This is a genomic window from Hydrogenophaga sp. BPS33 (assembly GCF_009859475.1).
Taxonomy (GTDB): Bacteria; Pseudomonadota; Gammaproteobacteria; order Burkholderiales; family Burkholderiaceae_C; genus Hydrogenophaga.
In genome coordinates, this window is the sequence record NZ_CP044549.1 from 3,878,728 (window position 1) to 3,899,870 (window position 21,143).

18 protein-coding genes are annotated in these 21,143 nt (G+C 66.9%); 8 read left to right on the top strand and 10 right to left on the bottom strand.

Going from position 1 to position 21,143, the window contains the following annotated elements; translation table 11 throughout:
- Positions 1-54: 54 nt before the first annotated feature.
- Entirely contained in the window at positions 55-1,005 is a 951-nt protein-coding gene (locus F9K07_RS18055; RefSeq protein ID WP_159594743.1) for a LysR family transcriptional regulator, read from the bottom strand.
- 96 nt (positions 1,006-1,101) lie between these two features.
- Here F9K07_RS18055 and F9K07_RS18060 point away from each other — a divergent pair, with 96 nt between their 5' ends.
- From F9K07_RS18060 to F9K07_RS18080, 5 genes are read left to right on the top strand one after another with little or no spacing between them, the layout of a single operon-like run.
- On the top strand, positions 1,102-2,442 hold the full coding sequence (locus tag F9K07_RS18060) for an MFS transporter (protein WP_159594744.1): 1,341 nt from the start codon (positions 1,102-1,104) through the stop codon (positions 2,440-2,442).
- A complete protein-coding gene (locus tag F9K07_RS18065; protein ID WP_159594745.1) occupies positions 2,439-4,139 on the top strand; it encodes an FAD-dependent oxidoreductase in 1,701 nt (566 codons plus the stop codon). Before F9K07_RS18060 ends, F9K07_RS18065 begins: the two co-directional genes overlap by 4 nt.
- A 5-nt stretch (positions 4,140-4,144) precedes the next feature.
- Positions 4,145-4,687 (top strand): VOC family protein, encoded by a 543-nt coding sequence (locus F9K07_RS18070; RefSeq protein ID WP_159594746.1) that lies wholly within the window; start codon positions 4,145-4,147, stop codon positions 4,685-4,687.
- A gap of 7 nt (positions 4,688-4,694) precedes the next feature.
- The gene (locus F9K07_RS18075) at positions 4,695-5,834 is read left to right on the top strand and encodes an alpha/beta hydrolase (protein WP_159596989.1); all 1,140 of its coding nucleotides are present in this window, start codon (positions 4,695-4,697) and stop codon (positions 5,832-5,834) included.
- A gap of 18 nt (positions 5,835-5,852) precedes the next feature.
- Complete coding sequence (locus F9K07_RS18080) at positions 5,853-6,821, top strand: MBL fold metallo-hydrolase (RefSeq protein WP_159594747.1); 969 nt, start codon at positions 5,853-5,855, stop codon at positions 6,819-6,821.
- Positions 6,822-6,828: 7 nt separating this feature from the next.
- Here the strand turns inward: F9K07_RS18080 and F9K07_RS18085 are convergent, their stop codons facing one another.
- The 9 genes from F9K07_RS18085 to F9K07_RS18125 all read right to left on the bottom strand — a co-directional run bounded on the left by F9K07_RS18085 (position 6,829) and on the right by F9K07_RS18125 (position 17,980).
- Positions 6,829-8,250, bottom strand: a complete 1,422-nt coding sequence (locus F9K07_RS18085; RefSeq protein ID WP_201451447.1) for a coniferyl aldehyde dehydrogenase — start codon at positions 8,248-8,250, stop codon at positions 6,829-6,831.
- 79 nt (positions 8,251-8,329) lie between these two features.
- A complete protein-coding gene (gene clpB, locus F9K07_RS18090) occupies positions 8,330-10,948 on the bottom strand; it encodes an ATP-dependent chaperone ClpB (RefSeq protein WP_159594748.1) in 2,619 nt (872 codons plus the stop codon).
- 101 nt (positions 10,949-11,049) lie between these two features.
- The gene (locus F9K07_RS18095; protein WP_236581321.1) at positions 11,050-11,817 is read right to left on the bottom strand and encodes a GNAT family N-acetyltransferase; all 768 of its coding nucleotides are present in this window, start codon (positions 11,815-11,817) and stop codon (positions 11,050-11,052) included.
- A gap of 7 nt (positions 11,818-11,824) precedes the next feature.
- On the bottom strand, positions 11,825-12,298 hold the full coding sequence (locus F9K07_RS18100; protein ID WP_159594749.1) for a molybdenum cofactor biosynthesis protein MoaE: 474 nt from the start codon (positions 12,296-12,298) through the stop codon (positions 11,825-11,827).
- A 1-nt stretch (position 12,299) separates the two neighbouring features.
- Complete coding sequence (gene moaD, locus F9K07_RS18105; protein WP_159594750.1) at positions 12,300-12,551, bottom strand: molybdopterin converting factor subunit 1; 252 nt, start codon at positions 12,549-12,551, stop codon at positions 12,300-12,302.
- Positions 12,548-13,843, bottom strand: coding sequence for a molybdopterin molybdotransferase MoeA (locus F9K07_RS18110; protein WP_159594751.1), 1,296 nt, complete (start codon positions 13,841-13,843; stop codon positions 12,548-12,550). The genes moaD and F9K07_RS18110 overlap by 4 nt, the downstream gene beginning before the upstream one ends.
- A 121-nt stretch (positions 13,844-13,964) precedes the next feature.
- Positions 13,965-15,407, bottom strand: coding sequence for a threonine synthase (gene thrC, locus F9K07_RS18115; RefSeq protein WP_159594752.1), 1,443 nt, complete (start codon positions 15,405-15,407; stop codon positions 13,965-13,967).
- Positions 15,407-16,729: a homoserine dehydrogenase gene (locus tag F9K07_RS18120; protein ID WP_159594753.1), complete on the bottom strand. Its 1,323-nt coding sequence runs from the start codon at positions 16,727-16,729 to the stop codon at positions 15,407-15,409. The genes thrC and F9K07_RS18120 overlap by 1 nt, the downstream gene beginning before the upstream one ends.
- A gap of 27 nt (positions 16,730-16,756) precedes the next feature.
- Positions 16,757-17,980: a pyridoxal phosphate-dependent aminotransferase gene (locus F9K07_RS18125; RefSeq protein ID WP_159594754.1), complete on the bottom strand. Its 1,224-nt coding sequence runs from the start codon at positions 17,978-17,980 to the stop codon at positions 16,757-16,759.
- 116 nt (positions 17,981-18,096) lie between these two features.
- Between F9K07_RS18125 and F9K07_RS18130 the strand changes: the two genes are divergently transcribed.
- The 3 genes from F9K07_RS18130 (at position 18,097) to F9K07_RS18140 (ending at position 21,069) form a co-directional block, all read left to right on the top strand.
- Positions 18,097-18,477 (top strand): Mth938-like domain-containing protein, encoded by a 381-nt coding sequence (locus F9K07_RS18130; RefSeq protein WP_159594755.1) that lies wholly within the window; start codon positions 18,097-18,099, stop codon positions 18,475-18,477.
- Positions 18,478-18,657: 180 nt separating this feature from the next.
- Positions 18,658-19,134: a peroxiredoxin gene (locus tag F9K07_RS18135; RefSeq protein WP_159594756.1), complete on the top strand. Its 477-nt coding sequence runs from the start codon at positions 18,658-18,660 to the stop codon at positions 19,132-19,134.
- A 186-nt stretch (positions 19,135-19,320) separates the two neighbouring features.
- Positions 19,321-21,069, top strand: a complete 1,749-nt coding sequence (locus F9K07_RS18140; protein ID WP_159594757.1) for a PhoH family protein — start codon at positions 19,321-19,323, stop codon at positions 21,067-21,069.
- Positions 21,070-21,143 lie beyond the last annotated feature (74 nt).

Sequence of the window (21,143 nt, forward strand, 5' to 3'; positions counted from 1 at the left end):
TATTCAGAACATCAACACCCAGCCTGATGGCTGATGTTCCAGCAGGCCTCGGTGTCACGTGCCGGGGCGCCGCGCCCCGCGCGACGGGTGCCTTCGCACGAAATCCATCGCGTTCTCCACGAAGCTCGCGGCCGCAGGCGACATCGCGCGGTGGGCCAACCGGTAGATGCTCACCTCGCGGTAGAACGCCGGGGCCTCCAGCGGCACCATGTGCAGGCCGTGGGCGCGCACCAGGGACTCCGAGTACGTGGGACACGCGGTCACGCCCAGGCCCGCAGCCACGAGGCCCATGGCGGTGGTGAGGTACGAGACTTCCATCGCAGGCGGTGACAGGATCGCGCGAGCCGCCTCATCGTCTTGCAACTCGGGCAGCACACGGCGCACGAAGTCGCGCGTGGGCGCGATGAAGGGCCAGGGCCCCAGTTCGTTCCAGCGCACGCGCCGGCGTTTGCGCAGCGGGTGGTCTTCGGGGCAGACCAGCCAGTGCCGGTCTTCGAGCAGCACGTGGCGCTCCAGCGTGGCCTCGGCGGCATCGCCATCGCTGCCCGGCCCACGGTCCGGGCCGATGGCCAGCTCGGCCTCGCCCTCGTACAAGGTGGCCAGCAGGTGCTCGGGCGGCGTGTCGGCCAGCCGCACTTCAACGTCGGGGTAACGGCGGCGCCAGTCGGCCACCAGGCGCGGCAGCAACGTGCAGGCCATGAGCTGCGGCGCGGCCAGGCGCAGCACGCCACGGCGTTTGTCGCGCAGCTCGCCCACGTTGGCCACCGCGCCGGCCAGGTCGCTCAGCATGCGGCGCACGGCCGGCTGCAGCTCCGCACCGGCTTCGGTGAGCGACACGCGGCGCGTGCTGCGGTCGAACAGGCGCACGCCGAGTTCGCGCTCCATCTCGCGCACCAGCACGCTCAAGGCCGACTGGGTGAGGTGCAGTTGGCGCGAGGCTTCGGTAAAGCTGCCGGCATCGGCCACGGCGACGAAGGCGCGCAGTTGGCGCAGGGTCAGATTCATATGGTCTGTTCATCAATCCATGAAATCATTTCGATTGCATCATAAAAAAGATCGGCTTGTAATCGCCGGCACCTTTGCACAACGGAGACAACATCCATGGCCATCACCCGCGAGGCCGCGCGCGGCGCGCCCTCTTCCCCAGCGCTTTCTGCGCAAGCCACACCCACACCCGAATCGGCCCGCAGGGTGGCCATCGCCTGCCTGGTCGGCGCCACCATCGAGTGGTTCGATTTCTTCATCTACGGCACCGCTGCCGCACTGATCTTCAGCACGCAGTTCTTCCCCAAGTTCTCGCCCGTGGCGGCCACGCTCGCGGCGTTCAGCACCTTTGCCATCGGCTTCTTCGCGCGCCCCATCGGCGGCATCGTGATGGGCCACTTCGGCGACCGCATCGGCCGCAAGGCGATGCTGGTGCTCTCGCTGTTGCTCATGGGCTTCGGCACCTTTGCCATCGGCCTGCTGCCAACCTATGCGCAGATCGGTCTGGCCGCGCCCGTCCTGCTGGTGCTGCTGCGCCTGTGCCAGGGCTTTGGCGTGGGCGGTGAATGGAGCGGCGCCATCCTCATGGCGGTGGAACACGCGCCGCCAGACAGGCGCGGCTTCTATGGCGGCTTTCCCCAGCTCGGCGTGGCCGCCGGCCTGGTGCTGGCCAACCTGGTGTTCCTGGTGATCGGCTGGTTCCTCACGGAAGAACAGTTCCAGAGCTGGGGCTGGCGTCTTCCCTTCCTCTTCAGCATCGTGCTGGTGCTCGTGGGCCTGTACGTGCGCCACAAGGTGAGCGAGAGCCCGATCTTCGAAGAGGCGCAGCGCCGTGGCAAGGCCGCGCGCTCGCCGCTGAAGGAGGTGCTGAAGAACCACAAGAAGCCGGTGTTCATCGCCGCGCTGGCCTGCCTGGCGCAGAACGGTATGGGCTACATCGTGCTGGTCTACGTGCTGAACTACGGCATCACGCAACTGGGCCTCACGCGCTCGACGATGTTGAGCTTCATCATCATCGCCAACATCCTGGAGATCTTCGCCACGCTGTATTTCGCGGGCCTGTCCGACCGCATCGGCCGGCGCAGGGTGTTCCTGATGGGCACCGGCGCGGGTGTGTTGTGGGCGCTGGCCTTCTTCCCCATCGTGGACACCGCCGTGCCGGCACTGGTGCTGCTGGCGATCGTGGTGGCGCGCCTGTGCATCGCCGCGATGTACGGCCCCATGGCCGCGCTGTTCTGCGAGCTGTTCGAGCCGGCCGTGCGCTTCAGCGGCACCTCACTGGGCTACCAGGCCGGCTCCATCGTGGGCGGGGCGCTTGCGCCCTTCATCGCCACGCTGCTGTTCGTCTCCACCGGCACGTCCATGTCGATCTCGCTCTACATGGCGGGCTTGTGCCTGATCAGCTTCATCGCGATCTACAGCATTGCCGAAACGCACGTGAACAGGCCCGTTCGATGAACCTGGAAACCGTGGACTGCGACCTGCTCGTGGTCGGCTCCGGTGCCGCCGGCATGGCCGCAGCGATCACCGCGAAGCTGCACGGGCTGGACGTGCTGCTGGTGGAGAAAGCCGATGTGTTCGGCGGCACCACCGCGCTCTCGGGCGGTGGGCTCTGGGTACCGGGCAACCCGGTGTCCGAGCGGGTGGGCCTGACGGACTCGCGGGACGCGGCGCGCCAGTACATGGCCATCGAAGCGGGCGCGTTCGCGCGTCCCGACATGGTGGAGGCGTTCCTCGACCAGGGGCCGGCGATGGTCGCGTTCTTCGAAGACAAGACCGCTGTGCGCTTCGTACCCGCGCCCCTGTTCCCCGACTACCACCCCGGCCAGCCTGGCGCATCGCAGGGCGGGCGCACCTTGTACGCGGCCCCTTACGATGGCCGCGAACTGGGCGCGCGCATCAGGACCTTGCGCCCACCGCTGCAGGAGATGACGCTGTTCGGCCTGGTGACCGTCTCGGGTGACGAAGTGCGCCATTTCCTCAACGCCACGCGTTCGCTGCGCTCGGCGCGCTACGTGGCCGGCGTGTTCCTGCGCCACCTGCGCGACACGCTGCGCCACGGGCGCGGCATGCGCCTGACCAACGGCAACGCGCTGGCCGCGCGGCTGGCGCGCAGCGTGTTCGACCTGGAGATCCCCTTGTGGCTGAACGCGCCGGTGTGCTCGCTCACCCAGGACGGCGCGCGCGCCAGCGGCGCGATCGTGCGCCGCGAAGGCCGCGATGTGCGCGTGCACGCGCGGCGTGGCGTGGTGCTGGCCTGCGGCGGTTTCCCGCAAGACCGCGTGCGCCAGCAGCGTCTGTTCCCGCACGTGCAACGCGGAGGTTTGCACCACTCGCCGGCACCGGCCAGCAACACCGGTGACGGGCTCGCGTTCGGCGAGCAAGCGGGCGGGCGCGTCGACACGCACCTGGCCCACCCGGCCGCCTGGGCCGTGTTCTCGCGCGTGCCGCGCAAGGGCGGCAGCATGGGCGTGTACCCGCACTTCATCGACCGCGCCAAGCCCGGCATGATCGCCATCGACGCGCGCGGCCAGCGCTTCGTCAACGAATCCGACTCGTACCACGACGTGATCGCCGCCGCGCTGCGAGCGGCCGCGCCCGACGGCCGTGGCCTTTACCTGCTGTGCGACCACCGCGCGATCCGCCAGTACGGCCTGGGTTTCGCCAAACCGTTTCCCATGCCGCTGGGCGGCCTGCTGCGCAAGGGCTATCTCAAACGCGGGCGCACGCTGGCCGAGCTGGCGACGCAAATCGGCGTCGATCCGGCCGCGTTGCAAGCGACGGTAGACCGCTACAACGCCGACGCACAACACGGACGCGACCCGCAGTTCGGCAAGGGCGGCAATGCCTACAACCGCTTCAACGGCGACCCCACCTGGAGCGGCCCCAACCCTTGCGTCGCACCGGTGCAAGACGCGCCGTTCTACGCCGTCGAGCTGGTGGTGGGCGACCTGGGCACCTTCGCGGGCCTGCGCACCGACGCGCATGCGCGCGTGCTCGACGCGCGCGAACAACCCATCCCCGGCCTCTATGCGGCCGGCAACGACATGGCCAGCATCATGGGCGGCAACTACCCGGGCGGTGGCATCACGCTCGGGCCCGCCATGACCTTTGGCTACATCGCGGGCCGCCACGCGGCCTCGAACCCTTCATGAACCGCATGACCAAACACCTCCCCGCCGCCATCCAGGGCCTGCACCATTTCGCCTGGCGCTGCCGCGACACCGAAGAGACCCGGCATTTCTACGAAGACCTGCTGGGCCTGCCGCTGGTGCACGTGATCAAGGCCGACCACGTGCCGAGCACTGGCGAGTACTGCCCCTACGTGCACATCTTCTTCGCCATGCGCGACGGCTCCTTCATCGCCTTCTTCGACCTGGGCGACGACGTGGTCGCCCTGCCCTCGCCCAACACGCCTTCGTGGGTCAACCACATCGCCCTGCGGGTGGACTCGGTCGACGCACTGCAAGCGGCCAAGGCGCGCCTGCAGGCGGCCGGCGTGGAGGTGCTGGGCCTGACCGACCACCACATCATCCAGTCGATCTACTTCTTCGACCCCAACGGCCTGCGCGTGGAGCTCACCACGCCCACCGTGCCGCAAGACGAGATGGACGCGCACGCACGCCGCGCGCACGCCGACCTGAAGGAATGGGCGGTGCGCAAGGCGGTCTTGCGGTCGCAGGGAGCCTCACATGGCGGATGAAAGCACCCTGCCCGAACTGAAACTGGTCGCGATCGACGTCAAGCCCGGCGCGGCATTGGAGAGCCAGTCGGGCCTGCAGATGCTGCGCCCGCGCATCTACGGCGCCTGGCGCGCACCAGCGGGCCGCAAGAAGATCGCGGCCATCGTCATGCACCCGGCGAGCAACTTCATGGGGCACTACCTGATCGGCCCGCTGGCCGCGCGCGGCATTGCCTGCATGGGGCTCAATTCGCGCTACAGCGGCAACGACACAGTGCTGCTGATGGAGCGCGTGATTCAAGACCTGGGCGCGGGCGTGCGGTACCTGCGCGATCAAGGCTATGAGAAGGTGGTGCTGATCGGCAATTCCGGCGGCGCGGCGCTCGCGGCGTTCTACCAGGCCCAGGCGGAAAACCTCACCGCCACGCACTTCGCCGATGGCGACCCCACGCATCTGCACGCCAGCGACCTGCCACCAGTGGACGGCATCGCCCTTTGCGCCGCGCACCTGGGCCGCTCGCGGCTGCTGCGCGACTGGATCGACCCGGCCGTGACCGACGAGCACGACCCGATGTCGCTCGACCCCGAACTGGACATGTACGACAAGCGCCACGGCCCGCCCTACAGCGCCGAATTCCTCGCGCGCTTCAGCGCGGCGCAGCAGGCACGGCTGGAGCGCATCGAGCGCTGGGCGCTGGAGCGTTTGCAGTTCCTGCGCGGCACGCCGGGCGCGCCGCGCGACCAGGCCTTCATCGTCTACCGCACGCATGCCGATCCGCGCTGCGTGGACCTGTCGCTGGATGCGAATCACCGCGCCCTGGGCAGCGTGTGGGGCAGCGGCCCGGACGGAGCGCGCCAGGTGAACACCTCGGCCAACGCCATGGGCCGCACGACATCGCTCACCGCGTTTCTCTCGCAATGGTCCTCGCGCTCGCAGGCCGACGGGCCGACCAACCTGGCGCGCACCAGCGTGCCCGCGCTGCTGCTGACCTACACCGCCGACCAGAGCACCTTCCCCAGCACGCGCGACGCCTGGCTGGAAGCGGGCGGCGAACGCATCCACAACATCGACATCGTCGGTGGCAACCACTACCTCGCCGGCCAGCCCGCGCTGGTGGAAGCCGCCGCCGACCACTTGGCCTCCTGGCTGCACACGCGCTTTGGCTGACCCTCTGCAAGAACCGATATGAACACCACGATCGCCGCCCCTTCCTTTGCCTCGGCCTCCGACACACGCGAGCAGAAACCCCGCATCGAAGAACTCGCGCCCAAGGTCTACGGCTACATCAGCGACTTCGATCCCAACTGCGGCTTCGTCGTGGGCGACGACCACGTGATCGTGATCGACACGCGCCCCACGCCGCGCATGGCGCGCGGCTTCCTGGAAGACATCCGCCGCGTCACCGACAAACCGGTGAAGTTCATCGTGCTCACGCACTACCACGCGGTGCGCGTCCTCGGCGCTAGCGCATTCGGCGGAGACGCCACCGTGATCGCGAGCAACGGCACGCTGGACTGGATCCGCACGCGCGGCCAGGCCGATTTCGACTCCGAAGCCGGGCGCTTCCCACGCCTGTTCCAGGGCATCGAAGAAATCCCGGGTCTCACCTTTCCCGCCATCAGCTTCGAACGGAAAATGAGCCTGTGGCTGGGCGATCGCGAGCTGCGCCTGCAGTGCCTGGGCCGTGGCCATTCCAACGGCGACACGGTGGTGTGGCTGCCGGACTGCGGCGTGCTGTTCTCGGGCGACGTGGTGGAAAACCGCTGCGGCGTTTACGCGGGCGACGCCTATCTGCGCGACTGGCACGGCACGCTGGACGCCACCGCCGCGCTGCAACCGCGCGTGCTGGTGCCCGGGCGTGGCGCGGTGGTGCGCGGGGCGGCGGCGTGTGCCGAAGCGATCGCGATGACGCAGGATTTTCTGGGCACGTTGTTCGCCAGTGTGCAGGCGGGCATCGACGCCGGCGAAGACCTGCGCGGCTGCTTCGAACGCACCGACGCGGCCATGCGCCCGCGCTTTGGCGACTGGCCGGTGTACCAGCATGTGCTGCCGTTCGACGTGGCGCGTGCGTGGGACGAGTTGCACGGCATCGAGCACCCGACGGTGTGGACGGCAGAGCGCGACCGCGGGCTGTGGCAGACCTTGCGCGGCTGACCTCGGCTCAGAACAGACGCTTGAGCAACCCCATCACGCGATGGAAGCGCGCGCCATACGGCGGGTAGAACAGATGCCCCATGGCCCAGCGCGATTGCAGCAGCACCGGCTTTTGCTGGGTGAAGCGCAGAAAGCCGGTCTCGCCGTGGTAGGCGCCCCAGCCGCTCTCGCCCACGCCGCCAAACGGCAGGCCTTCGTGCGCGATGTGCATGAGCGTGTCGTTCACCGACACCCCCCCGCTCACGGTGCGCGACAGCAGCCGGTCGCGCGCCACGGTGTCGCGGCCGAACCAGTAGAGCGCCAGTGGGCGTGGACGCAGGTTGATGTAGGTGATGGCGTCGTCGACGCCGTCGTAGGGCAGCACGGGCAGGATGGGGCCGAAGATCTCTTCCTGCATCAGGCGCAGATCGGGCTGGGGATCGAACACCAGGGTGGGGCCCATCTGCCGCGCGCCCTGCGCATCGCCCCCGGGCGTTGAAACATTCACCACGCGCGCACCCCTGGCCTGCGCTTCGTCCAGCAAGGCCCCCAGCCGCGCGTGGTGGCGCTCGCTCACGATGGCGGCGTAGTCGGGGTTGCCGGCGATGGAGGGGAAAAGGCGCGCCACCGCCTGGGCATAGGCCTGCTCGAACGCCGTTTCCATGCCGCGCGGCAGCAGCACGTAATCGGGCGCGATGCAGGTCTGCCCCGCATTGAGCAGCTTGCCGTGCGCGATCTTGATGGCGGCCTCGTCCAGGTCACACGAGCCGTCGACCACACAAGGCGACTTGCCGCCCAGTTCGAGCGTGGTGGGCGTGAGGTTGACCGCCGCTGCCGCCGCCACCTGGCGCCCCACCGCCGTGGAGCCGGTGAAGAACAGGTGGTCGAAGGGCAGGCTGGAAAATTCCCGCGCCACGTCGGGGCCGCCGAGCACCACGCTGAACTCATCGGCCGCGAAAACCTGCTGCACCAACTCGGCCATGAGGGCCGAGGTGTGCGGCGTGAGTTCGCTGGGCTTGAGCATCACGCGGTTGCCCGCCGCGAGCGCCGTGGCTGTTGGGCCGAAGGTGAGCTGCAGCGGGTAGTTCCAGGGGCCGATGACACCGACCACGCCCAGCGGCTGTCGCTGCAGGTGGGCGCGCGCCGGCAGCAGGTAGAGCGGCGTGCGCACGCGCTGCGGCTTCATCCACGCTGGCAGGTGTTTCGCCAATTGCGCCATGCCCGCGCGCAGGACGAAAAAGTCCGCCGCTTCGGTCAGGTCCGGCGAGCGCACGCCGAAGTCGGCCTGTACCGCTTCCGACAGCTTCCCGGCATGGGTATCGACAAGGGTGCGCAAGCGGCCCAGCCGATCGCGCCGCAGCGCCAGGGGCACGTCGATCTGCGCCCGGCTCGCGTGGTATTGCGCATCGAACAGCGCGCGCAAGGGAAGGGTCGGAGGGATCTGCGTCATGAAGGCCATGATAGGCCGCTGCCTCCCCCAAGGGTAGGGCCGCGTCCCCATCCGCGACGGACGGGGACGGGCTGGCGCCTCAAGCCTCGGCGACGGCTTCGCCGAACTCGAACACCCCCGGATTGCGCACCGGATCCACGCTCACCGGGATCGACGACTTCGGCGGGTAGCGCCCTTCCAGGAGGAACTTCGAGAGCGGGTTCTCGATGCGCTGCTGGATCGCGCGCTTGAGGGGCCGCGCGCCGAACACCGGGTCGAAGCCGACCTTGGCCAATTCGGCCAACGCGGACGGTGCGACGCGCAGGTGCAGGTCCATCTTGGCCAGGCGCGCTTCGAGCACGCGCAGCTGGATGGCGGCGATCGACTCGATGTGCTGGGCGTCGAGCGCGTGGAACACCACCGTTTCGTCGATGCGGTTGAGGAATTCCGGGCGGAAGTGGTTCTTCAGCTCGTCCCACACCGCTTCCTTCACCTCTTCGTAGGGCTGGCCCACCATGGCCTGGATCATGTGCGAGCCGATGTTGCTCGTCATCACGATCACCGTGTTCTTGAAGTCCACGGTGCGGCCCTGGCCATCGGTGAGGCGGCCATCGTCGAGCACCTGCAGCAGCACGTTGAACACGTCCGGGTGCGCCTTCTCCACTTCGTCGAGCAGCACCACGCTGTAGGGCTTGCGCCGCACGGCTTCGGTGAGGTAACCGCCCTCTTCGTAGCCCACGTAGCCGGGCGGCGCGCCGATGAGGCGGGCGACCGAGTGCTTCTCCATGAACTCGCTCATGTCGATGCGGATGAGGTGATCTTCGCTGTCGAACAGGAAGCCCGCCAGCGCCTTGCACAGCTCGGTCTTGCCCACGCCGGTGGGACCGAGAAACAGGAACGAGCCAGTGGGTCGGTTCGGGTCGGACAGGCCCGAGCGAGAGCGGCGGATGGCGTTGGCCACGGCACCGATGGCCTCGTCCTGGCCGACCACGCGCTCGTGCAGCTTGCCTTCCATGAGCAGCAGCTTGTCGCGCTCGCCCTGCATGAGCTTGGACACCGGGATGCCGGTGGCGCGCGCCACCACCTCGGCGATCTCTTCAGCGCCGACCTGGGTGCGCAGCAGTTGCGGGCGGCCAGTGCCATCCTTGTTCTGCGCCTTGCCCGACTCGACCTCCTGCGCGTCCTTCAAGCGCTTTTCCAGCTCGGGCAGCTTGCCGTATTGCAGCTCGGCGACTTTGTTGAAGTCGCCCTTCTCGGTGAAGGTCTTGATCTGGGAGCGGATGCGGTCCATCTCCTCCATCACGTCCTTGGAGCCCAGCGCGGCGGCCTTCTCGGCCTTCCAGATTTCGTCGTAGTCGGAAATTTCCTTTTCCAACCGGCCGATCTCTTCTTCGATCAGGCCAAAGCGCTTCTGCGAGGACTCGTCCTTTTCTCGGCGCACGGCTTCGCGCTCGATCTGCAACTGGATCAGGCGGCGGTCGAGCCGGTCCATGACCTCGGGCTTGGAATCGAGCTCGATCTTGATCTTGGATGCAGCCTCGTCGATCAGGTCGATCGCCTTGTCCGGCAGGAACCGATCGGTGATGTAGCGGTGGCTCAGCTCGGCCGCGGCGACGATGGCCGGGTCGGTGATCTGCACACCATGGTGCACTTCGTACTTTTCCTGCAGGCCGCGCAGGATGGCGATGGTCGCCTCCACGCTCGGTTCGCCCACGAGGATTTTCTGGAAGCGGCGCTCCAGCGCCGCGTCTTTTTCGATGTACTTGCGGTATTCGTCGAGCGTGGTCGCGCCCACGCAGTGCAGCTCACCGCGCGCCAGCGCCGGTTTGAGCATGTTGCCCGCGTCCATCGCGCCTTCGGCCTTGCCCGCACCCACCATGGTGTGCAACTCGTCGATGAAGACGATGGTCTGGCCTTCGTCTTTGGCCAGTTCGTTCAGCACGGTTTTCAGGCGTTCTTCGAACTCGCCGCGGAACTTGGCACCGGCCAGCAGCGCGGCCATGTCCAGGCTGAGCACGCGCTTGCCCTTGAGGGAGTCCGGCACTTCGCCGGCCACGATGCGCTGCGCCAGGCCTTCGACGATGGCGGTCTTGCCCACGCCAGGTTCGCCGATGAGCACCGGGTTGTTCTTGGTGCGGCGTTGCAGCACCTGGATGGCGCGGCGGATTTCGTCGTCGCGGCCGATCACCGGATCGAGCTTGCCCAGGCGGGCCCGCTCGGTAAGGTCCAGCGTGTATTTCTTGAGCGCCTCGCGCTGGCCTTCGGCCTCGGGACTGTCCATTTTCTGGCCACCGCGCACGGCGGTGATCGCCGCCTCCAGACTCTTGCGGGTCAGGCCGTTTTCATTGGCGATGCGGGCCAGTTCGCCCTTGCTGTCGGTCACGGCGAGCAGGAACAGTTCGCTGGCCACGAACTGGTCGCCGCGCTTGATGGCTTCTTTTTCGGTGGCCTGCAGCAACTTGGCCAGCTCGGGGCCGACCTGCACCTGCTCCTGCCCCTGCACCTCGGGCAGGCGCTTGACCGCCGCTTCGGCGGCCTTGGTCAGGCCCGGCACGTTCACACCCGCGCGCTGCAGCAGCGACTGCGGGCCATCGGCCTGGCGCAGCAGCGCCAGCAGCAGGTGGGCGGGTTCGATGTAGGCGTGGTCGCTGCCCAGGGCGATCGTCTGGGCTTCGCTCAGGGCTTCCTGGAACTTGGTGGTGAGTTTGTCGAGACGCATGAATGGGCTCTCCTGTGATTCAGAACTGAAGCACACATGGCGCCCATCATCCTGTTTTCAAGATGCGGGCGCCCTCTGTACTGCACCGCATTTGACGCAGATCAAGCCGCGTGCGGCACGGGAGCACGGCGCCAGTATGCATAGGCCCAGGCGCTCTGGAAACCCAGGCGGCGGTAGAGCGCCAGCGCGCCCGTATTGCCGGCATCGACCTGCAGGAACGTGTGGGCGATGCCCTGGCGCTGTGCTTCCTGGGCCATGGCCCGCATCAAGGCCCCGGCCAGACCGCGTCCGCGGTGCGCGGCGGCGGTGCGCATGCCATGCACGCCGAGCCAGCCGTGGCTGAAGGAAGCCGCCCCGCAGGCCACCGTTTCGCCGTTCTCGCGCAGGCTGGCAAAGCGCGTGCCGACGGCGCGGCTGAGCGATCGGGCGCGGTGGGCACCGTCCACCGGGTCGAGACATTCGCCCAGGTACATCGCCATCCAGGCTGCGTCGGGGGTGTCGGCGAGCTCGACCCGCATCGCGGGCACCCTGGCCTGGGCCAGTGCGGCGGTGGCACAAGTCTGGGTGAAGGTGGTTTGGTGCGGCTCGAAGCCCTGGGCCCGCAAGAGGTGCAGCCCGGCCTCGAAGGCCGGGACCTCGGGCAGGCGAAACACCGGCGCAAGGCCGGCGGCGGTGTAGCGTTCCCGGATCGCATCGAACAGGGCCGCGTCGTGCGCGCCGTGGTGCAGCGGCACAGCGCTGCGCGCGCGGTTGATCGTGCCGTGGTCCATCGGCAGCAGCCAGCCCGCCAGCGTGTCTACCTGCGCGGGCGCCACGGCCTGCACGGTGGCGCGTTCGATCGCTTCGACGTCGGCGGCGTTGAGGTGCACGCCCGCCTCAGCCGTTGCTTGATTCGATGCCCCAGCGCGCCAGCGCCGCGTCGTCGCTCACGCGGGCATCGACCCAGCGCGCCCCCTCAGGCGTCTGCTCCTTCTTCCAGAACGGGGCCTGGGTCTTGAGGTAGTCCATCAGGAACTCGCAGGCCTGGAAGCTCTGGCCTCGGTGCGCGGAAGTCACCGCCACGAGCACGATCTGGTCCAGCGGCTGCAGCAGGCCCACGCGGTGGATGACGCGCGCACCCAGTAGATCAAAGCGCTCGAAGGCCTCGTCGATCATGGCCTCGATCGACTTCTCGGTCATGCCCGGGTAGTGCTCCAGCTCCAGGGTGCTCACGGCGAGGCCATCGTTGCGGTCGCGCACCGTGCCAATGAAACTGCAGACGGCGCCGACACCTTTGTCCAGCGCGCGCAGTTGCGCAACCTCCGTGGAGAGATCGAAGTCCTCGGTCTGGATGCTCACGCGCGGCGTCATGTCAGCCCCCCGTGACTGGCGGGAAGAAGCCCACCTCGGCACCCTCGGTGAGCGCCGCGGACTCTTCGCTCATGGTCTGGTTCATCGCCACACGCACGGCCTTGTGCGGTGCGAGCGCCTCGGCGTAGGCGCCACCGCGCGCCACCAGTTCGGCGCGCAACTGGGCCAACGTGGTGGCCTGGGTCTGGAGCGATTCGTTGCCCGTGCCCAAGGCCTCGCGGATGGCGGCGAAGTAACGCAGTTGGATGTTCATGCGAGCAGATCCGCCAAGGAGATGTACGACACCGGGTCGCCGTGCGCGATGGTCGTGCCGGCCGGGTTGTCCACCAGGCCATCACCCCACACCATCGAGGTCAGCACGCCCGAGCTCTGGTTGGGAAAAAGATCGAGCCCGCCCGCTGCATTGCGGCGCACGCGCAAGAACTCGCGGCGCTTGTCCGCGCGTGCCACGGTGAAGTGCGCGGGCAAGGTGATGGCCGCAGGCAAGGCGTGGATGCGGCTAGCGGGCACCCCTTGCAACTGGAGCAGGAAGGGGCGCACCAGCAGCAGGAAGGTCACGAAGCTGGAGACCGGGTTGCCCGGCAGGCCGATGAAGTGGCAGGCTTCCCCAGCCGCCGCGCCCGCGCCGGCATCGCGGCGCACGGTGCCATAGGCGAAGGGTTTGCCGGGCTTCATGCCGATCTGCCAGAGGTCGAGCGAACCCAGTTGCTGCACGGCGGGCTTCACATGGTCTTCCTCGCCCACCGAGACCCCCCCGCTGGTGAGGATCAGGTCGTGGTGGTCGGCCGCGGTCTTGAGCGCGGCCAGGGTGGCGTCGCGCCGGTCGGGCACGATGCCCAGATCGCTCACCTCGCAGCCCAGGCGTTGCAGCAGCGTGCGCAGGAAGAAGCGGTTCGAGTTGTAGATCGTGCCGGGCTTCATGGCCTCGGGCGGCACGTCGCCCGGCATCACGAGTTCGTCGCCGGTGGAGAACATGGCCACGCGCGGGCGCACGCGCACCGCCAGGTGGGCCAGGCCCAGGCTGGCCGCCAGGCCCAGGCTGGCGGCCGAGAGGCGTTCGCCCTGGGCCAGCACCACGGCGCCACGCGTGACGTCCTCGCCCGCGCGCCGCACCCACTGGCCCGGTTCGGGCACCTGCTGGATGTGCACCGCGTGGATGTCGCCGCCAACCTCGACCGTGTCTTCCTGCATCACCACCGTGTCGGCGCCGGGCGGCATGGGCGCGCCGGTGAAGATGCGCGCGCAGGTGCCGGGCTCCAGCGAAGTGCCGATGTGCCCGGCGGCGATGCGCTGGCTCACACGCAGGACCTGACCGGGCTCGGTGACGTCGGCCGCGCGCAGCGCATAGCCGTCCATGGACGAGTTGTCGTTGGGCGGCACCTGCAGCACAGACACCAGGTCTTGTGCGAGCACACGACCGTCGGCCTCGAAGGTGGCGACGGTTTCGCTGGCCGTGATCGCGTCTACGCGCGAGAGCAGATCGGCCTGGGCCTGGTCCAGCGACATCAGCGGCGCGCGGCCGGTGGGGGATTTGGGAGCGGTCATGGCATGTAGGGTAGCGGGTCGAACGGCAAAGCGGTTTGCATTGTCGAGCAAGCCGGTCGCCACGTCATGCCACTGGCGCTGTTCCAGCACCCGTGGTGGGGTGCGGGTGGGGATGCGCAGTTCAGGCTGCAGCGCAGTGCTCGGCGATGAAAGCCTGAACAGCCTCCGTGCGGGCGGGCATCACCTTCACGCGCTTGGGGAGATTCTCGATGCCTTCGAACTGCTTCGGACGATCGGGATGTCGGCCCAGCGCTTCGACGATGGTGTCGGCGAACTTGATCGGCAAGGCGGTTTCCAGCACGACCATGGGCACGCCGGCTTCGCGGTGCTCACGCGCCACTTTCACGCCATCGGCGGTGTGGGTGTCGATCATCACGCCGTGGCGCTGGAACACATCGCGAATGGTGGCCAGGCGGTCGGCATGCGTGCTCTTGCCGCTGCGAAAGCCGTAATGCGTGGCGGCCTCGGCGAACACCGGGTCGGCACTGAGGTCGAAGCGGCCTTCGCGCGCGAGGCCTTCGCCGAAGAAGGCCTTGACGCGCTCGCCGTTGCGCCCGAGCAGGTCGAACACGAAGCGCTCGAAATTGCTGGCCTTGGAAATGTCCATCGAGGGGCTGGAGGTCTCGTGCGTGTCGGCGCTGCCGCGCACGCGGTACACGCCGGTGCGGAAGAACTCGTCGAGCACGTCGTTTTCGTTCGTGGCCACCACCAGGGTGCGGATCGGCAGGCCCATCTGGCGCGCCACGTGGCCGGCGCAGACGTTGCCGAAATTGCCGCTGGGCACGGTGAAGGACACCTGCTGGCCGTTGTTTGCCGTCGCCTGGAAATAGCCCGCGAAGTAGTAGACCACCTGCGCCAGCAGGCGCGCCCAGTTGATCGAGTTCACCGTGCCGATCTTGTACTGGCGCTTGAACACGAGGTCGTTGCTGACGTCCTTGACGATGTCCTGGCAATCGTCGAACACGCCTTCGATGGCGATGTTGTGGATGTTCTCGTCCATCAGGCTGAACATCTGCGCCTGCTGGAACGGGCTCATGCGGCCGTGCGGGCTGAGCATGAACACGCGCACCCCCTTCTTGCCGCGCATGGCGTACTCGGCCGCGCTGCCGGTGTCGCCCGATGTGGCGCCCAGGATGTTGAGCTCCTCGCCACGGCGCGCCAGCTCGTACTCGAACAGGTTGCCCAGCAGTTGCATGGCCATGTCCTTGAAGGCCAGGGTGGGGCCGTTGGACAGGGCTTCGAGCTGGACATCGCGTTCGAGCGTCTTCAGCGGCACGATCTGTGGCGTGCCATACACCGCTTCGGTGTAGGTCTTGTCGCACAGCGCGCGCAGGTCGGCGGCGGGAATGTCGTCGATGTAGAGCGAGAGGATTTCGAAGGCCAGCGCCGCGTAGCCGCCCGGCGCGCCCTGGTTGAACACCTGGCGCAGGCGCTGCAGCGCGGCGGCATCGACCTGCGGATAACGCTCCGGCAGGTACAGGCCGCCGTCGGGGGCGAGCCCCTCCAGCAGGATTTCGCAGAAGCGCTTGCGGTCAAGGTGACCGCGCGTGGAGAGATACAACATCAGTTCAGCTCTTCCTTGCGGATGCGCACGATGGGCCCCAGCACACTGGGCAATTGCTGCAACTGCACCAGCGCGTCATTGAGCGTGCCCTCGCGCGTGTCGTGCGTGAGGATGATCAGATCGGTCGACGTGCCGCCTTCACCGCTGACCTCGTCGGCCTCGCGCTGCAGCACGGCATCGATGCTGATGCCCACGCCCGCCAGCAGGCCCGTGACCTTGGCCAGCACGCCCGCCTCGTCCGCGACGCGCAGACGCAGGTAGTAGCTCGTCACCACCTCGCTCATCGGCAGCACCGGCAGATCGCTCATGGCATTGGGCTGGAAGGCCAGGTGCGGCACGCGGTGGTGCGGGTCGGCCGTGTGCAGGCGGGTGATGTCCACGAGGTCGGCGATCACCGCGCTGGCCGTGGGCTCGCTGCCCGCGCCCTTGCCGTAATACAGCGTCGCGCCCACCGCATCCCCGTTCACGACCACGGCATTCATCGCGCCTTCCACATTGGCGATCAGGCGCTTGGACGGCACCAGGCTCGGGTGCACGCGCAGTTCGATGCCCTGGGCCGTGCGCTTGGTGATGCCCAGCAGCTTGATGCGGTAGCCCAGTTGCTCGGCGTACTTGATGTCGGTCGCGCCGAGCTGCGTGATGCCCTCGACATAGGCCTTGTCGAACTGCACGGGAATGCCGAACGCGATCGCGCTCATCAGGGTGACCTTGTGCGCCGCGTCCACGCCTTCGATGTCGAAGGTCGGGTCGGCTTCGGCGTAACCCAGGCGTTGTGCTTCCTGGAGCACGACCGCAAAATCCAGCCCCTTGTCGCGCATCTCGGACAGGATGAAGTTGGTCGTGCCGTTGATGATGCCGGCGATCCACTGGATGCTGTTGGCCGTGAGGCCTTCGCGCAGCGCCTTGATGATCGGGATGCCACCGGCCACGGCGGCCTCGAAGGCCACCATCACCCCCTTGGCGGATGCGGCGGCGAAGATCTCGGTGCCGTGCACCGCGAGCAGCGCCTTGTTGGCCGTGACCACGTGCTTGCCGGCCGCGATGGCTTCCAGCACCAGGGCCTTGGCAATGCCATAGCCACCAATGAGTTCGATCACGATGTCGATCTCGGGGTTGGCGATGACCGCGCGCGCGTCGTTCACCACCTGCACACCTTCGCCCACGACCGACTGCGCCCGCGCCACATCCAGGTCGGCCACCATGGTGATTTCAATGCCGCGGCCAGCGCGGCGGCGAATCTCTTCCTGGTTGCGCTTGAGCACGCTGAAGGTGCCACTGCCCACGGTGCCTATGCCCAGAAGGCCTACTTGGATCGGTTTCATGTCGGTCATGGTTGGGGAACAAAAAAATCAGGCGCCGCGTTTTCGGCGGCCTTCGAGAAACTTGGCGATGCGCTCGATCGCTTCGCGCAGATCGTCTTCGTGCGGGAGGAACACGATGCGAAAATGCTGGTTGTCGGGGTAGTTGAAGCCCGAGCCCTGCACCAGCATCACGCGCGTTTCGCGCAACACTTCCATGAAGAACTGGCGGTCGTCGGCGATGGGGTACATCTGCGGATCCAGCCGCGGGAACATGTACAGCGCGGCCTCGGGTTTGACGCAGGTCACGCCCGGAATGGCGGTGATGAGCTCGTAGGCGAGGTCGCGCTGGCGGCGCAGGCGGCCACCCTCCTTCACCAGGTCGTTGATGCTCTGGTACCCCCCCAAGGCGGTCTGGATCGCCCACTGCCCCGGCACGTTGGAGCCCAGCTTGAGGTTGGCCAGCATGTTCAGGCCTTCGATGAAGTCCTTCGCGATGTGCTTGGGACCCGAGAGGACCATCCAGCCCGCGCGGTAGCCGCACGAGCGGTATGCCTTGGACAGCGAGTTGAAGGTGAGCGTGAGCACGTCGGTGGACAGGCTGGCCATCGCCGTGTGCTTCACGCCATCGTAGAGCACCTTGTCGTAGACCTCGTCGGCCAGCAACACCAGGCCGAACTCACGCGCCAACGCCACGACGCCCTTGAGCAGCTCATCGCTGTAGAGCACGCCAGTGGGGTTGTTGGGGTTGATCACCACAATGCCCTTGGTGCGCGGCGTGATCTTCGCGCGCATGTCGTCCAGATCGGGCTGCCAGCCGTTGGATTCGTCGCAACGGTAATGCACGGGAGAACCACCGGCCAGGCTGGTGGCAGCGGTCCACAGCGGATAGTCGGGCGACGGCACCAGCAGCTCGTCGCCGTTGTCCAGCAGCGCGTTGGCCGCCATCACGATCAACTCGCTCGCGCCATTGCCGAGGTAGATGTCCTCCAGCGTCACACCCGCCACGCCTTGCTGCTGGGTGTAGTGCATCACCGCCTTGCGCGCCGCGAAGATGCCCTTGCTGTCGGAATAGCCCGCCGAATTCGGCAGGTTGCGGATCATGTCCTGCTGGATCTCTTCTGGCGCATCGAAGCCGAACGGGGCGAGATTACCGATGTTCAGCTTGATGATCTTCTGGCCCTCGTCCTCCATCTGCTTGGCCGCGTCCACGATCGGGCCGCGAACGTCGTAGAGCACATTGGCCAGCTTGGCGGATTTCTGGATGGTTTTCAAAGTCCCTCCGGGGGGTTTGGGGATTGCGGCGTGTAAAGCCCGGCGGTGGGAAGCCATCGTTGTATTCTTGGGTCTCACCAGCAGGGAAAACCTGCAATTTGACCACAGTTGCCACCATGAAATTGCACGCCGACAAGCCCGACACCTTGGCCATCACCGCCTACGGAGAGGGATGGGTCGCGGTCAACGGCCAGCACCACACCACCAGTCTGATCCTGACCTCCGAGGGCCAGGTGTTGCCATGGGAGAGCCAGCGCTTCGAAGATCTCACGCCGGCGCACTTCGAGCACCTGGCCGAGGTGATGAGCGAACCGCCCGAGCTGGTGGTGTTCGGCAGCGGGTCGCGGCTGCGCTTCGTGCGCCCTGCCGTGCTGCAGGGCCTCATGGCACGGCGCATCGGCGTCGAAACCATGGACACCTCGGCCGCTTGCCGCACCTACAACATCCTGGCAGGCGAAGGCCGCCGCGTGGTCCTCGCCTTGCTGATGGACACCTGAATTGCACCCAGCGTTCGAGGGCGCATTGGTGCCTAGGCTGTGACGGAGTGCACCCATTCAGGTTAAAATACCGGATTGTTTCCTGCCGCGTCTTCCCTTGCATCCTGTATGCCAGGCGTGCCGCGAAGCAGCCGGGAAGCCAACGCATCACCACCAACCTACGTCAGGGGTCCACGCAGTATGGCAGTCGTTGTCAACAAACCCATTCCCGAATTCGAATCGCAGGCCACAGGCGGTGTGAAAGTCAGCAACCAGACCCATCTGGGTCAAACCATCGTGTTGTACTTCTACCCCAAGGACAATACACCGGGCTGCACCACCGAGGCTATGCAATTCCGAGACAAGTACAAGGATTTTGTCAAGGCCGGCGCCGAGGTCTTCGGCGTCTCGCGCGACAACATGAAGTCGCACGACGATTTCAAGACCAAACTGGAGCTGCCCTTTGAATTGATCGCCGACACAGAAGAAAAAATGTGTCACATGTTCGGCGTCGTCAAGAACAAGATCATGTACGGCAAGAAGGTCAAGGGCATCGAGCGCAGCACCTTCCTGATCGGCCCCGATGGCGTGCTCAAGCAGGAATGGCGCGGCCTGAAGGTGCCGGGCCACGTCGAGGACGTGCTCAAAGCCGTCAAGACACTCAAGAAAGCCTCTTGAAAGAAGGGGAATGGCAGGCGCTTGGCATGCCGTTTCGCTGTCGCCCCAGTCGTGCATAATGAATTCATGACTCCGGGAAGCTACCCAGCCCGCCCCTCTTTCGACAAGCTTCGCAGTTCCGAAAGCCGCCCGGTTTACCGAGCGGCTTTTTGTTTTCCGGCCTCGCGCTGAATTCACCCGCCCTCCATGCCACTGCCCCCCGCCCCCTCCAAACGTGCAGCCCTTCTAGCCCCCGAGGCTTACGCCCTTCGAGCAGCCGAGGAACCGCTGGAACTGCTCCCCCCCCCCGAAGCACCCGAGCCCCGCACGGCACCCGCCCCCACCCCCCGTGCGGGCGAGCGGTCGCGCGGTCGCGCTCGAAAAACGGTCGCACCCGCACCCACGTTGAAAGCAGTGGCCGAGGCGCCTCTGTTGCCCGCTGCGCCCGCCACGGCGCCACAGGCCCTTCTGGTTCGGGCCGAAGCACCGACGGCGGACAAGCCGGCCCAGCCCTCGCCCGTGGCAAGCGCCCGTCGGCGCACCAACGGAAAATCCACGCACGCGGGCCCTGCGCGCTTGTTCGTGCTGGACACCAACGTGCTGCTGCACGACCCCACGAGCCTCTTTCGCTTCGAGGAACACGACATCTTCCTGCCGATGATCGTGTTGGAAGAGCTGGATGGCCACAAGAAGGGCATGACCGAAGTGGCGCGCAACGGTCGGCAGACCAGCCGCACCCTCGATGCCCTGGTGGCGCAACAAGGCGGCGACATGACCAAGGGCCTCAAGCTCTCGGCAACCGGTCACCAGTCCGCGCGCGGCCTGCTGTTTTTCCAGACCGAACCTCTGGACAACAACCTGCCGTCCAGCCTGCCCCAGGGCAAGGCGGACAACCAGATCCTGGGCGTGGTCCATTCGCTGCGCGGCCGCCACCCGGATCGCGAAGTCATTCTGGTGTCGAAAGACATCAACATGCGCGTCAAGGCGCGTGCGCTGGGCCTGGCCGCTGAGGACTACCAGAACGACAAGACCCTGGACGACGGCGAACTGCTGTATGCCGGGGCGCTGGCCTTGCCGCAGGATTTCTGGACGCGCCAGAGCAAGACCATCGAAAGCTGGCAAAGCGGCAGCCACACGTTCTACCGGGTCAGCGGGCCTGCGGTGGGACAGTTCTACATCAACCAGTTTGTCTACTTCGAAGCGCCGGGAGAGCCTTCGCTGTATGCCCGCGTCACCGAAATCCGCGACAAGACCGCGGTGCTCAAGACGCTCAAGGACTACACACACCTGAAAAATGCGGTGTGGGGCGTGACCAGCCGCAACCGCGAACAGAACTTTGCCCTCAACCTGTTGATGGACCCGGAGATCGACTTCGTGACGCTGGCCGGCACGGCCGGCACCGGCAAGACCTTGATGGCCTTGGCCAGCGGCTTGACACAGGTGCTGGACGACCGCCGCTACACCGAGATCATCATGACCCGCGCCACTGTGAGCGTGGGCGAGGACATCGGCTTCCTCCCCGGCACCGAGGAAGAAAAGATGGGGCCCTGGATGGGCGCACTCGACGACAACCTGGAATTCCTGGCCAAGGGTGATGGCGGCAACGCGGGCGAATGGGGGCGCGCGGCCACCAACGAGCTCATCCGCAGCCGCATCAAGGTCAAGAGCATGAACTTCATGCGCGGCCGCACGTTCATGAACAAGTACGTGATCATCGACGAGGCGCAGAACCTCACGCCCAAGCAGATGAAGACCTTGATCACGCGCGCGGGCCCCGGCACGAAGATCATCTGCATGGGCAACCTGGCGCAGATCGACACGCCCTACCTCACGGAAGGCTCGTCAGGGCTGACCTATGCGGTCGACCGGTTCAAGGGATGGCCCCACGGCGGGCACATCACGCTGGCGCGCGGCGAGCGCTCGCGCCTGGCGGATTTCGCCAGCGAGGTGCTGTAGGCGCAAATCCCGCCGCGCAGCCCAACAACAAAAAACCGGCCATCCAGGCCGGTTTTTTGTTGGGCTCGTAAACG

Coding starts and splice junctions, on each gene's coding strand:
- F9K07_RS18055 (WP_159594743.1), bottom strand. CDS start 1,005: ATGAATCTGACCCTGCGCCAACTGCGCGCCTTCGTCGCCGTGGCCGAT.
- F9K07_RS18060 (WP_159594744.1), top strand. CDS start 1,102: ATGGCCATCACCCGCGAGGCCGCGCGCGGCGCGCCCTCTTCCCCAGCG.
- F9K07_RS18065 (WP_159594745.1), top strand. CDS start 2,439: ATGAACCTGGAAACCGTGGACTGCGACCTGCTCGTGGTCGGCTCCGGT.
- F9K07_RS18070 (WP_159594746.1), top strand. CDS start 4,145: ATGACCAAACACCTCCCCGCCGCCATCCAGGGCCTGCACCATTTCGCC.
- F9K07_RS18080 (WP_159594747.1), top strand. CDS start 5,853: ATGAACACCACGATCGCCGCCCCTTCCTTTGCCTCGGCCTCCGACACA.
- F9K07_RS18085 (WP_201451447.1), bottom strand. CDS start 8,250: ATGACGCAGATCCCTCCGACCCTTCCCTTGCGCGCGCTGTTCGATGCG.
- clpB (WP_159594748.1), bottom strand. CDS start 10,948: ATGCGTCTCGACAAACTCACCACCAAGTTCCAGGAAGCCCTGAGCGAA.
- F9K07_RS18100 (WP_159594749.1), bottom strand. CDS start 12,298: ATGACGCCGCGCGTGAGCATCCAGACCGAGGACTTCGATCTCTCCACG.
- moaD (WP_159594750.1), bottom strand. CDS start 12,551: ATGAACATCCAACTGCGTTACTTCGCCGCCATCCGCGAGGCCTTGGGC.
- F9K07_RS18110 (WP_159594751.1), bottom strand. CDS start 13,843: ATGACCGCTCCCAAATCCCCCACCGGCCGCGCGCCGCTGATGTCGCTG.
- thrC (WP_159594752.1), bottom strand. CDS start 15,407: ATGTTGTATCTCTCCACGCGCGGTCACCTTGACCGCAAGCGCTTCTGC.
- F9K07_RS18120 (WP_159594753.1), bottom strand. CDS start 16,729: ATGAAACCGATCCAAGTAGGCCTTCTGGGCATAGGCACCGTGGGCAGT.
- F9K07_RS18130 (WP_159594755.1), top strand. CDS start 18,097: ATGAAATTGCACGCCGACAAGCCCGACACCTTGGCCATCACCGCCTAC.
- F9K07_RS18135 (WP_159594756.1), top strand. CDS start 18,658: ATGGCAGTCGTTGTCAACAAACCCATTCCCGAATTCGAATCGCAGGCC.
- F9K07_RS18140 (WP_159594757.1), top strand. CDS start 19,321: ATGCCACTGCCCCCCGCCCCCTCCAAACGTGCAGCCCTTCTAGCCCCC.